The organism is Lamprobacter sp., assembly GCF_034860625.1.
In the GTDB taxonomy this organism is placed as follows: Bacteria; Pseudomonadota; Gammaproteobacteria; order Chromatiales; family Chromatiaceae; genus Lamprobacter.
This window is the reverse complement of sequence record NZ_JAYESN010000022.1, coordinates 12,720-26,859: the sequence shown is the minus strand read 5'-3', so window position 1 is coordinate 26,859 and position 14,140 is coordinate 12,720. Positions and strand designations below refer to the sequence as shown.

General features: G+C 60.3%; 11 protein-coding genes and 2 tRNA genes. 1 reads left to right on the top strand and 12 read right to left on the bottom strand.

The genetic code is table 11. The annotated features are described in order from the left end of the window. Positions 1–4: 4 nt before the first annotated feature. Together VBE63_RS08025 and VBE63_RS08020 are read right to left on the bottom strand one after the other, a co-directional pair. Complete coding sequence (locus VBE63_RS08025; protein ID WP_323682492.1) at positions 5–982, bottom strand: ABC transporter permease; 978 nt, start codon at positions 980–982, stop codon at positions 5–7. Further along, the gene (locus VBE63_RS08020; protein ID WP_323682491.1) at positions 979–3,144 is read right to left on the bottom strand and encodes an ABC transporter substrate-binding protein; all 2,166 of its coding nucleotides are present in this window, start codon (positions 3,142–3,144) and stop codon (positions 979–981) included. The genes VBE63_RS08025 and VBE63_RS08020 overlap by 4 nt, the downstream gene beginning before the upstream one ends. Positions 3,145–3,250: 106 nt before the next feature. Between VBE63_RS08020 and VBE63_RS08015 the strand changes: the two genes are divergently transcribed. After that, a complete protein-coding gene (locus VBE63_RS08015) occupies positions 3,251–4,027 on the top strand; it encodes an enoyl-ACP reductase (RefSeq protein WP_323682490.1) in 777 nt (258 codons plus the stop codon). A 122-nt stretch (positions 4,028–4,149) separates the two neighbouring features. Here the strand turns inward: VBE63_RS08015 and VBE63_RS08010 are convergent, their stop codons facing one another. The 10 genes from VBE63_RS08010 to VBE63_RS07965 all read right to left on the bottom strand — a co-directional run bounded on the left by VBE63_RS08010 (position 4,150) and on the right by VBE63_RS07965 (position 14,048). After that, complete coding sequence (locus VBE63_RS08010) at positions 4,150–6,084, bottom strand: SurA N-terminal domain-containing protein (RefSeq protein WP_323682489.1); 1,935 nt, start codon at positions 6,082–6,084, stop codon at positions 4,150–4,152. A gap of 82 nt (positions 6,085–6,166) precedes the next feature. Then, positions 6,167–6,243, bottom strand: a tRNA-Asp gene (locus VBE63_RS08005). 40 nt (positions 6,244–6,283) lie between these two features. Then, a tRNA-Val gene (locus tag VBE63_RS08000) sits at positions 6,284–6,359 on the bottom strand. A gap of 110 nt (positions 6,360–6,469) precedes the next feature. Further along, positions 6,470–6,811, bottom strand: coding sequence for an HU family DNA-binding protein (locus VBE63_RS07995; protein ID WP_323682520.1), 342 nt, complete (start codon positions 6,809–6,811; stop codon positions 6,470–6,472). 165 nt (positions 6,812–6,976) lie between these two features. Beyond that, positions 6,977–9,427 (bottom strand): endopeptidase La, encoded by a 2,451-nt coding sequence (gene lon, locus VBE63_RS07990; protein ID WP_323682488.1) that lies wholly within the window; start codon positions 9,425–9,427, stop codon positions 6,977–6,979. Between the two features lie 325 nt (positions 9,428–9,752). Next, positions 9,753–11,033: an ATP-dependent Clp protease ATP-binding subunit ClpX gene (gene clpX, locus VBE63_RS07985; protein WP_323682487.1), complete on the bottom strand. Its 1,281-nt coding sequence runs from the start codon at positions 11,031–11,033 to the stop codon at positions 9,753–9,755. A 250-nt stretch (positions 11,034–11,283) separates the two neighbouring features. After that, positions 11,284–11,922, bottom strand: coding sequence for an ATP-dependent Clp endopeptidase proteolytic subunit ClpP (gene clpP, locus VBE63_RS07980; protein WP_323682486.1), 639 nt, complete (start codon positions 11,920–11,922; stop codon positions 11,284–11,286). Between the two features lie 47 nt (positions 11,923–11,969). Next, positions 11,970–13,262, bottom strand: a complete 1,293-nt coding sequence (tig, locus tag VBE63_RS07975) for a trigger factor (RefSeq protein WP_323682485.1) — start codon at positions 13,260–13,262, stop codon at positions 11,970–11,972. A gap of 101 nt (positions 13,263–13,363) precedes the next feature. Beyond that, positions 13,364–13,678: a sel1 repeat family protein gene (locus VBE63_RS07970; RefSeq protein WP_323682484.1), complete on the bottom strand. Its 315-nt coding sequence runs from the start codon at positions 13,676–13,678 to the stop codon at positions 13,364–13,366. 172 nt (positions 13,679–13,850) lie between these two features. Further along, entirely contained in the window at positions 13,851–14,048 is a 198-nt protein-coding gene (locus VBE63_RS07965; RefSeq protein ID WP_323682483.1) for an Alvin_2107 family globule sulfur oxidation protein, read from the bottom strand. Between the last annotated feature and the right edge of the window lie 92 nt (positions 14,049–14,140).

Here is a 14,140-nt window from a genome sequence, read left to right as displayed (position 1 = left end):
CTCCTCAAGACAGCCTGACCCTGGGGTCGACCAAGGTATAGGAGATATCGGTCATGATGAGACCGATGATGTAGAGCACCGAGCCAAGAAAGACCATCGCGCGCACGATCGAGAAATCCTGACGACTGATGGCATCGATGGTATAGCTGCCGAGACCTGGAACGCCAAAGAAGGATTCGATGATCAGTGCCCCCATGAACAGCAACGGCAGCACCGCGACCACGCCGGTGAGGATCGGGATCAAGGCGTTGCGCAGCACATGCCGAAACAGCAGGCTGCGCTCGCGCAGACCCTTGGCTCGGGCAGTGCGCACATAGTCGCGGTTGATCTCCTCAAGGAAGAAGGTGCGATAAAGCCGAGTGCTGCTGCCGATACCCGCGACCACCCCCACCACCACCGGTAAGATCAGGAATTTCAGCGCTTCCAGACCAGTGTCATAGCCCGAGATCGGCACCAGATGGAACAGCTTACCGATCAGGAATTGGCCGCCGATGATATAGAACAAACCGGAGATCGACATCATTGCGACCAATAGAACCACGCTACCAAAATCGATATAGGTCGCACGGAAGAACAGGATCATCAAGGCGTAGCTGATTGAGATCGCGAGCCCGACCAGCAAGGTTGGTAGCGCAATCGCCAGACTGGGCCACATGCGTTGGCGAATGTCGAAACCGATATTGCGACCGCTATCGGACTGACCGAAGTCGAACGCAAACAGCCTCAGCGACTTATCGAAGAAGATGGTGTCGGTCAGGGCGCCGAGCCCGCTGGCCTCGGCGTTGAACAGCAATGGCTTGTCGTAGCCATGCTCAGCCTTCCAGGTGTCGATCGCCTCCTGGGTCACGCGTTTGTCGCCAAGCTGCATCCGGGCCATATCGTCAGGCGAATTGACGACGAAGAACAACACGAAGGTGATCAGGTTGACGCCCACCAAGATCGGGATCGCGTAGAGCAGTCGACGCAGGATATAGGCGCTCATTGTGCCCGGCTCCGTTCGCGCCGGCGCGCAACGATCAACGCCGGGATGGCGCCCAGGATCAGGATCACCACCAGCAGCCCGATCGGCCAGAGCACGGGAGGGTTCCAGGCCTTGCGCAGCTGCTCGCGAATCTCGGGGTCAAGTCGGCGGTACTTGAGGGTGTTATTCGCCATCAGATTCGGCTTCACGTTCTCGAGCCATTGATGATGCAGGCTGAAGGATTGCGGATAGAAGCCGAACGACCAGGGCGCGTCATGACGCAAGATGGCGTGCATGCGGTCGATCACTGCCTGCCGTTCCGGACCATCATCCATGTTCTTCATCACCTCGAACAGCTGATCGAATTCCGGGTTCTGGTAGTTTGCCGCGTTTTCTCCGCCATCGACCTTTCGATTGGGCCCGTAGAGCAGAAAGAAGAAGTTCTCCGGGTCCGGGTAGTCTGCATTCCAGCCCCACATGAAGACCTGGCCGGTACCCTTGCGCATCTTCTCCTGAAAGCGATTGTAATCGGTGGCGCGCACGACCAGCTCAATACCCAACTTGGCGAACTGCTTGCGCATCCAGTTCAGGCGCGCCTTGCCGTCGGGGCCCGCGTCCATCGCCTCATAGTAGAGGGTCAAGGGACGGCCAGTCTCAGGATCACGGCCATCCGCATAGCCAGCCTCGGCGAGCAGCGCCTTGGCCTTTTCTAAGGGCTTGCGCACTGCGCGCCCATCTCGCCAGTCAAAGACGTAGGGATTGATCCCGGCCTCGCCATCGCGATGACCGAAGATGCCCGGCGGAATCGGTCCTTGTCCCTCGAGACCGCGGCCATTGGCGAAGATCGAGATGTATTCATCGAAATCGACCGCAATGCTGATCGCCTGGCGCAGCAAACGCGCGCGCTCGGTATCACCGCCGAGCAAAGGGTCGAGCATGTTGAAGCCCATATACCAGATCGAGGTTTGAACCGCCGTCAGCAGCTCGATGCCCTGCTCGCGCATCTCGTCGGTGAGGCCCGCCTCGCCCGCTGCATCGAACTGGATCGCCTGATCGAAGGCATCCGAGCTGATCCCGGAGCTGTCATAGTAGCCTTGGAGAAACTTGTTCCAGTACGGGATGCTTTCCTTCTCGAGACTATAGATGGCCCGATCGATAAAGGGCAGCGGCTTGCCGGCATCGGCGAGCAGACCCGCCGCCTGATCCTCTGGCATGCCCTGAGTCGGATAGCCTTCACCGTGGAAGTTCGGATTCCGGGTCAGCACCATGCGCAGGTTTGGATTATTCTCACTGAGCATGAAAGGGCCGGTGCCGACCGGGTACCAGTCCAGGGTGAGGTTATTCTGCTTCATTCCACGCTGCCCATAGAGGGCTTCGGCCTCCCAGGGCATGGGCGCGAAAAACGGCATGCCAAGCCAATAGACGAACTGCGGGTAACGGCCCTCGAGCCGAATCCGATAGCGGTAGCGATCAATGACCTCGGCGCCGTCGAACTCGACCTGGCGCAGGTCGAAGAATAGCCGCTCGCCCCCCACTGGAGTAGGCGCCATGGCCTCGATCCGTTTGGTCAAGTCCTGAAACCCCAAGATATGCTCGCCCATCAGCCCAGCGATGGGCGAATGCAGCCAGGACGTGGCGAGCCGCTTGATCTGGTAGACATAGTCTTCAGCGATCAGCTCACGAGTGCCGGTCTCTGGCAGATCATCAAGGGCATTGATCCGAGCGACCGCCTGAGGGTCGAGTTGGTGGTAAAGGTAACCACCATCATCGTCTTGGGCGAAGGCTGGATGCGGCTGATAGCGGATGCCGGGGCTAATCTCGATCAGATATTCGCTGATGGCGATCTGGCTCGGATCGGCATCCGCGGGCAGCGGCACCCCATCCGCGTCCAAATAGCGGACCTCGGGCAGCGCAACCGCGGTCAGCGGCACCAGCTCATAGGGCCGCTTCAGAAAGTGATATTGCAGTGGTGGCTCGTAGATCTGGGCAATGAAGGCATACTCGTTCGAGCTATACGAGCGCACCGGATCAAGATGCTTGGGCCGTTCGGTAAAGGCGCCATAGAGGATGTTTTTGCCCGACTGCGACTCAGGATAGGGGTTGTTCCAAGGCGGCTGACCGCAACCGCTCAACAGAAGCAGAATGACCATCGGCAACGGCAAGAAGCGACAGGCTCGCGACATAGATGCTTTCCGCGCTGGCTGAGTTTCTGTAACGTTAAGGGCTGCCTCGAGCATGGGCGGTCCACAGCGCCTCCCATCCTACACATTGTTCGCCTGGAGAGACTATATGGGCTTCTTGTCCGAGAAACGTATCCTGATTACCGGGGTTGCCAGTAACCGCTCAATTGCCTGGGGCGTTGCCCAGGCCATGCATCGCGAAGGCGCGACCCTGGCCTTCACCTACCAAGGTGAGAAGCTCAAGGGCCGCGTCGAAGACTTGGCATCGCAATGTGACGCCGAGTTCGTCCTCCCGCTCGACGTCTCCAGCGATGAGCAAATCCATGACTGCTTCGCCGCGCTCGGCGAACATTGGGATGGACTGGACGGAATCCTGCATTCGATTGCCTTCGCGCCCAAGGATCAGCTCGAGGGCGATTACGTCGACAGCGTCACGCGCGAGGGGTTCGCCGCGGCACAGGATATCAGCTCCTACAGCCTGGCTGCCTTGGCCAAGGCCGGGCGGCCGCTGATGCGGGGGCGCAATGGCGCCATCCTCACCATGAGCTATCTCGGCGCCGTCCGCGCCGTGCCCAACTACAACGTCATGGGGATCGCAAAGGCCAGCCTAGAGGCCAACGTGCGCTATCTAGCCGCCTCGCTCGGCCCGGAGGGGACCCGGGTGAACGCCGTCTCAGCAGGCCCCATCCGCACCCTCGCCGCAGCGGGCATCGCCGATTTCCGCTCGATGTTGAAGCAGGTGGAGGAGCGCACGCCGCTGCGACGCAATGTCACCATTGAAGAGGTAGGTAACGCCGGCGCCTTCCTCTGCTCCGACCTCGCATCGGGCATCACTGGTGACGTGCTCTACGTCGATACTGGTTATCACATCCTCGGTCTTGGCTAGGCTGAGACGCATGGTGGGCGCTCGCCCACCATGAACGTCGCAGCATGCCTCAACCCATGCACCCTTGACCCGGAAGAAGCTGTGCTTGCATCCTCTGGGTGGAGGCGCGCTGTGTATGAGCCTCAGAACGGTTCGTCGGAGCCGACCGGAGTACGCTTGATCTTCGCCCGCGCCTGCATCGCCGCCAACAACGCCTCGACATCAGCCGCCGCCAGCGTCTGGGTCAACATCTGCGACTCGGCCTCCAGCGCGCCCGCATCAAGCTGCGCCAAATCGCCATCCTGAACCTTGGAAAGCAGGACCACAAAGGCGTCCCCGGAGTCAGTCGCGCTGGCGCGACCAACGGACACTTCGCCTTCGGCGGCAGGGCGAGGCAATGAGAACGCAAGCTCCGTCACCTCGGGTGGCAGATCGCTCGCAGTCCGAGCAACCCGCAGATCTTCGACGATCTCGTAGCCTTCCGCGGCCAGGGACAAGGCCTCTCCAGCCTCTACCCGCGCGACGATCGCCTGGGCCTCTGCCTCAGCCGCATCAGCCGCTTGCTGCGCCTCGAGCAATGCGAGGATCTCGTCGCGTACCTCCTCTAGCGGGCGCACCGAAGGCTCGCGATGCTCGGCAACGCGCAGCACCAAGGCCAACAAGGCCTCGGGATCGGGCTCAATCAGCTCGCTGTTGTTGCCGAGCGCCAGCACCTCCTCGCTGAACGCGGCGCCAACCAGGCGCGGATTGGCAAACAGGCCTTCGCCACCACTGCGATCGATCCAGTCGCTCAGCTGCACCTCCAGCCCGAGGGTCTCGGCCGCGGGGATGAGGCTATCCGGTGATTCATAGGTCAGCGTCGCCAGCTGCTCTGCCTGCTCGAAGAAAACACCCTCAGTACTGCCGCTACTCAAATCAGCGATGAGCGACTCCTTTACCGACTCGAAGGGCTGCGGCTGGCCACCACGCACCTCCAAAACCTCGACGAGGTGATAACCAAAGCGGCTGCGCACCGGCTCGCCCAAGGTCTCGGGCTCGAGCGCAAAGACCGCCTGTTCGAAGGCCGCATCAAACGCACCGCGGCTAACCCAGCCTAGATCGCCCCCCTGATCGGCGCTGCCCGGGTCGTCAGAGACCTCGGCCGCGACCGCCGCGAAGGGCTCGCCAGCGATGATCCGCTGGCGGATGATCTGGAGCCGCTCACGCGTCTCTTCGAGCCTTTGTTGATCGGCATCGGCTGGCAGGCTCAGCAGGATATGGCGAACCTTGCGCTCCTCAGGAACCCTGTAGTCATCCCTCTTGAGCTCATAGTGCTCACGCAAGCTGGCCTCGTCGATCGACTGGTCGGGCGCCGACAGCTCAGCCGCATCCAGTAAGAGATAACGAACACGCACCTGCTCCGGCGTTGCAAACCGCTCCGGATGGCTGTCGTAATAGTCGGCAATGGCCTTATCCGTCGGCGGATCGACAGCGGCCTCGACTGATGACTTGGGCACTCTCAGGTAGGAGAGGATGCGCTCCTGATGCACCAGTTGCGCGCTCCGCTCAGCCAAGGCATCGGTGATGAACGCGGTCTCACGGATAGCGCGCGGCAACTGGCTGAGCAGCAGTTCAGTGCGCAAAGACTCTTCATAGGCAGCCGGGCTGAGGCCCTGCAGTCGAAGTACCTGCTCGTACCCCGCGTTCGAAAACGCGCCATTCCGCTGAAAGGCCGGCTCGCTCAGAATGGCTGCGCGAATGGCCTGATCGGAGGTTCGCAGCCCCATGGCTCTGGAGTCTTCCAAGAGCAGGGTTTCGCGGATCATGCGCTCCAGCACCTGCTCGCGAATCCGCAGCTCATCGAACAACGCCGGATCATAGGCATCGCCCAACCGGTCTCTGAGCTGGATACGCGTTCGATTCACCGCCTGATTAAAGGCTCGCTCGGTGATCTCGGTGCCGTTGACGCTCGCGACAACAGGCTCGGCCCCTCCGCCGAAGTACGAGTCGATGCCCCAGAAGGCAAAGGGGATGGTGATAAGGATGACGATGGCCCAGGCGACCCAACCCTGTGCGCGTTCTCGAATCTCCTGCAACATAGCTCGTAGGACTCAGCGTGCGAGGGAATGACAGGACAAATGAAAACGGGGTATCCAGAGCGGATACCCCGTATCAATAAGATGGCGGAGTGGACGGGACTCGAACCCGCGACCCCCGGCGTGACAGGCCGGTATTCTAACCAACTGAACTACCACTCCGCGAAACTGTGGCGTCGTTGTTTTCTCAGAAGCCGAGCGATGGTGGGTGCTGCAGGGATCGAACCTGCGACCCTCGCCTTGTAAGGGCGATGCTCTCCCAGCTGAGCTAAGCACCCCCGATCATCTGTTCCCACATAGGGAGACTGACTCGAAGGTCTATAGACGCATCCTAGGGGATTGGCGCAACGAGCCTGAGGCTCAGCAACAACCGTCCCGAATTAAGCAATCATTGTATCGCGTCTTTCAGCGCTTTACCAGCCTTGAAGGACGGATTTTTTGATGCCGCGATCTGGATGGTCGCGCCGGTCTGCGGGTTGCGGCCCGCCCTCGCCGCGCGCTCTTTAACGCTGAAGGTACCAAAGCCGATGATCGAGACCGAATCACCGTTTTTGAGGGTGACCGCAACGGATTCTGTCAACGCATCCAATGCACGCGATGCTGCCGACTTGGAGATATCAGCCGCCTCGGCCATTGCGTCAACGAGTTCTGATTTATTCATGTGTCCCCCTGGTTGGCGCCGTGCCTTGGCGCAGGTTTGCCTTTTGCGAAATTGCCATCGTAGCCGCAGCCTTAGACCCTAAGCCGCAACTGTCAGAAACGGCCCGGTTTGTCGACCGCAGCCGCCGATTGTTAAGGACGGCCTGAGAGGTGTCAACCCAAAACAAGCAGCCACCGAGGCTCGGCGCGCATTGTGGCGCTGGCTCGGCCATCGCCAATGCACGCCGAGCGCCGGTCAGTGATGTGTACGAACGCCAGACTCGGCGTTTTTGCCGTCTTCGACGGGGGGCGCCGCCTCCTGTGGTGCCTCGTCTCCTTCAGGCCTTGGTGCCGGACGCGCAGCCAGGGCAAGCTCGAGCACCTCATCGATCCAACGCACCGGACGGATATCAAGGTTCTGTTTGATATTCTTCGGGATCTCGACCAAGTCGCGCTCATTCTCGTGCGGAATCAACACCTGCTCGATGCCACCACGGTGCGCCGCGAGCAGCTTCTCTTTCAGGCCGCCAATCGGCAGCACCTCGCCCCGCAGCGTGATCTCACCGGTCATCGCGACACTCGCGCGCACCGGCACCTTGGTGAGCGCCGAGACCAGCGCGGTGCCCATGGCAACGCCAGCGCTGGGTCCGTCCTTCGGCGTCGCCCCCTCGGGCACGTGGATATGGATATCGTATTTCTGATGGAAATCCGGATCAATCCCAAGCGATTCAGCACGCGAGCGCACCACCGTCATTGCCGCCTGGATCGATTCCTGCATCACGTCACCCAACTGCCCGGTAAAGGTGAACTTACCTTTGCCCGGAACCAGCGCGGCCTCGATACGCAGCAGCTCGCCCCCGACCTCGGTCCAGGCCAAACCGGTCACCTGGCCGACCTGATCATGCTCATCGGCGAGACCGAAGCGGAAGCGACGAACGCCTAGGTACTTATCCAGCAATTTGGCGGTGACGGTGATGGTCTTCTCGCGCTTCGTCAGCAAGATCTCCTTGACCACCTTGCGGCAGATCTTCGAGATCTCGCGCTCGAGGTTACGCACCCCGGCCTCGCGCGTGTAGTAGCGCACCAGGTCACGCAGGGCCGCCTCACGGATCACCAGCTCGCCGCTCTTGAGACCGTTGTTCTTCATCTGCTTCGGGATCAGATAACGCTCGGCGATGTTGATCTTCTCATCCTCGGTGTAGCCCGAGAGCCGGATCACCTCCATGCGATCGAGCAACGCCGGCGGGATGTTCAGCGTATTCGCGGTGGCCACGAACATGACCTCCGAGAGGTCAAAATCGACCTCGAGGTAATGATCGTTGAAGGTGTTGTTCTGCTCCGGGTCTAGCACCTCAAGCAGGGCCGAGGCCGGATCACCACGGAAATCCATCGCCATCTTGTCGATCTCATCGAGCAAGAAGAAGGCGTTGCGCGAACCGGCCTTGGACAGGTTCTGGATGATCTTGCCCGGTAGTGCGCCGATGTAGGTGCGCCGATGGCCGCGGATTTCGGCCTCGTCGCGCACACCTCCCAAGGACATGCGCACGAACTTGCGATTGGTCGCGCGCGCAATCGATTGACCAAGCGAGGTCTTGCCGACGCCAGGCGGACCGACCAAGCAGAGGATGGGCCCTTTCAGCTTGCGTACGCGCTGCTGCACGGCCAGATATTCGGTGATGCGCTCCTTGACCTTCTCGAGCCCATAGTGATCGGTATCGAGCACCTTTTCCGCCACGGTAACATCATTGCGAATCCGGGTGCGCTTCTTCCAAGGCACCGAGACCAGGGTATCGACATAGTTTCGCACCACCGTCGCCTCGGCTGACATCGGCGACATCAGCTTCAGCTTGTTGAGCTCCGCGGTGGCCTTCTCCTTCACATCCTTCGGCATCCCAGCCGCTTCGATACGCTTGCCCAGATCCTCAAGCTCGTTGGGCGCATCCTCAAGCTCGCCGAGCTCTTTCTGGATCGCCTTCATCTGCTCGTTCAGATAGTACTCGCGCTGGTTCTTCTCCATCTGCCGCTTGACGCGGCCGCGGATGCGCTTCTCCATCTGCAGGATATCGTTCTCCGATTCCATCAGGCCCATCAGATGCTCGAGGCGCTGCTGCACGTCGACCATCTCGAGCACATGCTGCTTCTCGTCGAGCTTCAGCGACATGTGCGCGGCCATGGTGTCGGCCAAACGGCTAGGCTCATCAATGCTGGCCAGCGAGGTCAAAACCTCCGGCGGCACCTTCTTGTTGAGCTTCACGTATTGATCAAACAAGGCCACCGCCGAGCGCATCAGCACTTCTTGCTCGCGCTCGCTGGCCTCCAGTGTCTCACCGAGCGGCGTCACGGTTGCGCTAAAGGCATCGTCCGTCGATAGATAGCGGCTCGCCTTGGCGCGCTGATGGCCCTCGACCAAGACTTTGACCGTGCCGTCGGGGAGCTTCAGCAGCTGCAACACGTTAGCAAGCGTCCCGACCTGATGCAGATCCTTCACCGAGGGATCATCGACATCGGCATTCTTCTGGGCGACCAGCAGGATTTGCTTGTCGCTGGTCATCGCCGCATCCAGCGCCTTGATGGATTTGTCCCGACCGACGAAGAGCGGAATCACCATGTGCGGATACACAACGACGTCGCGTAGCGGCAGCACCGGGATCGCTTGACCCGATGTCAGTGCATCTAGCACCTGAGAGTCCAAATCAGTCTTGCCCATATTGCTTTGCTCGTCATCTTTCGCTCCTCGAGGCAACCTGCATCCGTTCAGAGGATGCGGAATCGAGAAGGTGGGTTAGCATAAACGCCCTACTGGGAGGGAGGTTAGGGCAGCGTTTAAAGGGTTCAATCGCAGCGCTTCTCCAGGCAACGATCGGAGGACAGACGCCTGCCGAGACATTCATCGGGGCACAGAGACGTGAACAGGAGCAGATCAAGGCGCCCTGTGGCTGGCTCGCGATGGCTGATCCCTAGACTGGCCAAGGGCGCCGCGATGGACAGGGAAGCGGAATCAGCCCGATTCCGCTCTAGCATGGTTAAGGTCGTCAGTCCGACGCGGCGACAGCACGGGGTTGCTCGCCGCCATCGTAGATCACCAGCGGTGGTGTCTCGCCATTGACGACCGAGGCATCGACGACCACCTTGCTGACATCATCGATGGAGGGAAGATCATACATGGTATCGAGCAACACCTGTTCCATGATGGTCCGCAGACCACGCGCACCGGTCTTGCGCTCCATGGCCTTACTGGCGATAGCTCGCAAGGCGTCTTCGCGCAGCTCGAGCTCACAACCTTCCATCTCGAACAAGCGCGCATACTGCTTGGTGAGCGCATGCTTGGGCTCGGTCAGGATACGGATCAGTGCCTCTTGATCGAGCTCCTCGAGTGTCGCCATCACCGGCAGCCGGCCGACGAACTCGGGGATAAGACCGTAGCGAATCAGGTCCTCGGGCTCGACATTGCTCAGCAACTCGCCGATCGCCCGATCATCGTTCTTACTATGAACCTCAGCCGAGAAGCCGATGCCGGTCTTCTTCGAGCGATCTCGGATCACCTTGTCGAGCCCTGCGAAGGCACCGCCGACAATGAAGAGGATGTTACTGGTGTCGACCTGCAGGAATTCCTGCTGCGGATGCTTACGCCCCCCCTGCGGAGGTACCGAGGCGATGGTCCCTTCAATCAGCTTCAGCAGTGCCTGCTGGACACCCTCACCAGACACATCGCGCGTGATCGAAGGGTTGTCCGATTTACGCGAGATCTTGTCGATCTCGTCGATGTAGACGATGCCACTCTGCGCCTTCTCAACGTCGTAGTCACACTTCTGCAGCAGCTTCTGAATGATGTTCTCGACATCTTCACCCACGTAGCCGGCCTCGGTGAGGGTGGTGGCATCAGCAATGGTGAAGGGCACGTTGAGCAGCCGTGCGAGGGTCTCGGCCAACAGCGTCTTACCGGAGCCGGTCGGGCCGATCAGCAGGATGTTGCTCTTGGAGATCTCGATATCTTCCTTGGCATCAGCAACCTCGAGGCGCTTGTAGTGGTTGTAGACCGCGACCGAGAGGACCTTTTTCGCCTTCTCTTGGCCGATCACAAACTCGTCCAGCGATTGGTTGATCTCGCGTGGCTTCGGCAGACGGCTGGTCGCCTCTCCGAGGCCTTCTTGCATCTCTTCCCGGATAATATCGTTGCAGAGCTCAACACACTCGTCGCAAATGAAGACCGACGGACCTGCAATCAGCTTGCGCACCTCGTGCTGACTCTTGCCGCAGAACGAGCAGTACAGAAGCTTTCCTTCGTCGCTCTTTCCATGGGTGTTTCCGCTCATAGATCGTCTCTCCGGGATAGGCGCTGCGGGGGCCGGAAGGTAAAGAAAAGGGGGATATCAGGCTGAAGCGAGTTGGCCGCCGGGCTTCTGTCGATCATAACCTGCCGAGTGCAGATGGCAACCGCGCATCTAGACCTAGGTCAGGATATAAGTCATTGCAAGCGGGTTACCAACTCCTGATTGACTAGCAGCAGAGCAATCAGGCCCACCTGGGCGCAACAGAGCGCCAAGGTGTCTGTCCGCCTTGACCTCAGTCAGCGGGCTTGGAACGTGCATCAAGCACCTGGTCGATCAGACCGTAGGCAACGGCATCCTCACCGCCCATAAACCGGTCACGCTCGGTATCGTCGGCGATACGCTCGATGGGCTGCCCGGTGTGGTGGGACAGGATCTGATTGAGCTGCTCGCGGGCGTGCAGGATCTCGCGCGCGTGGATGTCGATATCCGTCGCCTGGCCCTGGAAACCACCCAACGGCTGGTGAATCATGATCCGCGAGTGCGGCAGGCAATAGCGCTTTCCAGCCGCACCTCCGGTCAGCAACAACGCGCCCATGCTCGCTGCCTGGCCAACGCACATGGTGCTGACCTCCGGGCGGATGAACTGCATGGTGTCGTAGATCGCCAAGCCAGCGGTCACCGACCCGCCAGGCGAGTTGATATAGAAGTGCACGTCCTTATCGGGATTCTCCGACTCCAGGAACAGCAACTGCGCGACGACCAGATTGGCGACGTGATCGTCAACCGGACCGACCAGAAAGACCACCCGCTCCTTCAGGAGTCGGGAAAAGATATCGAACGAGCGCTCGCCGCGCGCGGTCTGCTCAACCACGATGGGGACGAGTCCTAGCGCCTGTGGGTCGGTGCGCCGATCAGCATTGTCGATGTACATGTTTATCCGAAGCTCAGCTGGGAAAGGAGGGATCAGCGGACGTCGTTCTACTGCTGAGACGCCAGCTCGCTGAAGCTGATCGGCTCGTCGGTCACCTCGATCTGATCCAGTACATGCTCAACAACCAGGTCTTCGAGCACCATGGACTCGACCGTCGCTAACCGTTCACGATCAGCATAGTAATAGTCAATGACTGCTTTGGGATCATCGTAGGACGCCGCCGTCTCTTCAACCGCGGAACGGATGCGGTCGGCGCCGGGCGATAGCGCATTCGCCTTGACCACCTCGCCGACGATCAGCCCCAGCGCAACCCGACGCCTAGCGTTGTCGGCGAAGAGCTCGTCCGGCAATTCGATGCCGGCGCCACCGCCGCCGAGTTGCTGCTGCATCTGTTGGCGCAACGACTCAACCTCCCGGGCGACCAAGGCCGAGGGGACGCTGATCGGATTTGCCTCAAGCAGCAGGTCCATGACCTGATTCTTGACCCGAGCCTTGATCCGCTCCGATCGCTCGCGCTCTAGGTTTGCGCGCACATCGGCACGGAAGCGCTCGAGATCGCCATCGTTGACACCAAACTCGGTGATGAACTCGGCATCCACCTCGGGCAAGCTCGGCGCCTCGACCGTCTTGACCTTCACCTTGAACGCTGCCGGCTTCCCGGCCAAGGACGCCTGCGGATAGGTCTCTGGGAAGCTGACCTGCACCGAACGCTCGTCGCCCGCACTCGCGCCGATCAGTTGGTCCTCAAAGCCGGGAATGAAGCGGCCAGCGCCGATCTCGATGCGAACCTCCTCACCACGTCCGCCTTCGAAGGGCTCGCCATCGACCTGCCCATCGAAATCAACTGTAAGCCGATCGCCGGTCTCAGCAGTCCGCTCGACTGACTCCCAACGCTTGCGCTGCTGGCGCAGACGCTCGATCGTCTCATCGACGTCAGCCTCGGTGAGATCGACCTGTGGCCGAGCCAAGGAGCGGCCCTCGAGTGAGGCCAGTTCCACATCGGGAAGCACCTCAAACTCGGCGACATAGGCGTAGCGCCGAGCAGCCAGATCGAGATCGGGCTCAATCTCAGGCCGCCCAGCCGGTCGCAGCTCGGATTCGGCGATCGCCTGTGGGTAACTGGCCTCAACGCGTTCGCTAAAGACCTCCAGGCGCATCGAGTCGCCATAGCGCTGGCGCAGCAGGCGCATCGGCACCTTGCCCGGCCTGAACCCAGGCAGACGAATCGAGCGGGCATGATTTTGCAGCCGTTTTTCGATCTCCTGCTCGATCTCCTCAGTAGGAAGCTCGACCTTTAATCGCCGCGTGAGACCGTCCCCAGTCTCGACCGATACTTGCATTGTTCGTCTCCAGCCATGGTGCAACGGGCACCAGGAAAACAGGCAAAAATAGCACTAAAGGCGCCATGAGACCAAGCCCAGACGCGACCATTCATCAGCATCTAGCCAGAATCGACCAGCTGCAACGGGGGCCTGGCCCGCAATCGCTTTGCCGCATCATATTCCTCGTCGGTCATCTGGCTGCCGACGATATTACGCAGCCATTCGGCGTCCTGATCGCCTTGATCGATGGCGAGCGATAGCCAGTAGTGCGCCTGCGCGAGATCGATCCTGACGCCCCGGCCCTCAGCATAGATGAGGCCAAGCGCATAGAAAGCATCCACCTCGCCCCGCGCTGCCGCCTCACGCACCCGCTGCACGACAGCGGGATCATTGCGTAACAGAATCAGGTCTTTGAGGTAGCTATTATCGGTCATTAGCACTCGCTGCACGCCAACTCTCCGCCCGCCAAGAAGATCGAGCGGTTTGTGTTAAGGCTTGCATGTCAAGACTTGCATGAAAAAGGCGGGGAAGCCCCGCCTTGACTACCGAGCCGCAGACTGAGCCTGCCAGATCAGTCTGCCAGCTCGGCCTTAGTTCAGCCCTAGTTTAGCCTTTGGCCCACTTTGAGAAGTGATCGGTACTCTTCTCCTCGCCATCGGCATATCCAGCCTCGTAGGCCTCGGTCAACCGCTGCTCCTCGCGCTTCGGATTCTGCAAGAAGCCGCATTGCCAACCCTGGATATATTCGTCATCGACGCCGAGCTGCTCCATCTTAGTGACAGCGTCGTAGTAAAACTGGTTCATGTCCACTCTCCGGTCAACTGTTGAGATTCGGTTGCAAATCTTATGGTTGCGGCTGCCAGCACAGGTCTGCCAGCCGCCTGATCCAAGCCCTT

What these genes read in the sequence shown, in the direction of transcription:
- VBE63_RS07970 (WP_323682484.1), bottom strand. Translation starts at nt 13,678, where the DNA reads ATGACCGATAATAGCTACCTCAAAGACCTGATTCTGTTACGCAATGAT.
- VBE63_RS08020 (WP_323682491.1), bottom strand. Translation starts at nt 3,144, where the DNA reads ATGTCGCGAGCCTGTCGCTTCTTGCCGTTGCCGATGGTCATTCTGCTT.
- lon (WP_323682488.1), bottom strand. Translation starts at nt 9,427, where the DNA reads ATGGGCAAGACTGATTTGGACTCTCAGGTGCTAGATGCACTGACATCG.
- clpX (WP_323682487.1), bottom strand. Translation starts at nt 11,033, where the DNA reads ATGAGCGGAAACACCCATGGAAAGAGCGACGAAGGAAAGCTTCTGTAC.
- clpP (WP_323682486.1), bottom strand. Translation starts at nt 11,922, where the DNA reads ATGTACATCGACAATGCTGATCGGCGCACCGACCCACAGGCGCTAGGA.
- VBE63_RS07965 (WP_323682483.1), bottom strand. Translation starts at nt 14,048, where the DNA reads ATGAACCAGTTTTACTACGACGCTGTCACTAAGATGGAGCAGCTCGGC.
- VBE63_RS08025 (WP_323682492.1), bottom strand. Translation starts at nt 982, where the DNA reads ATGAGCGCCTATATCCTGCGTCGACTGCTCTACGCGATCCCGATCTTG.
- VBE63_RS08010 (WP_323682489.1), bottom strand. Translation starts at nt 6,084, where the DNA reads ATGTTGCAGGAGATTCGAGAACGCGCACAGGGTTGGGTCGCCTGGGCC.
- tig (WP_323682485.1), bottom strand. Translation starts at nt 13,262, where the DNA reads ATGCAAGTATCGGTCGAGACTGGGGACGGTCTCACGCGGCGATTAAAG.
- VBE63_RS08015 (WP_323682490.1), top strand. Translation starts at nt 3,251, where the DNA reads ATGGGCTTCTTGTCCGAGAAACGTATCCTGATTACCGGGGTTGCCAGT.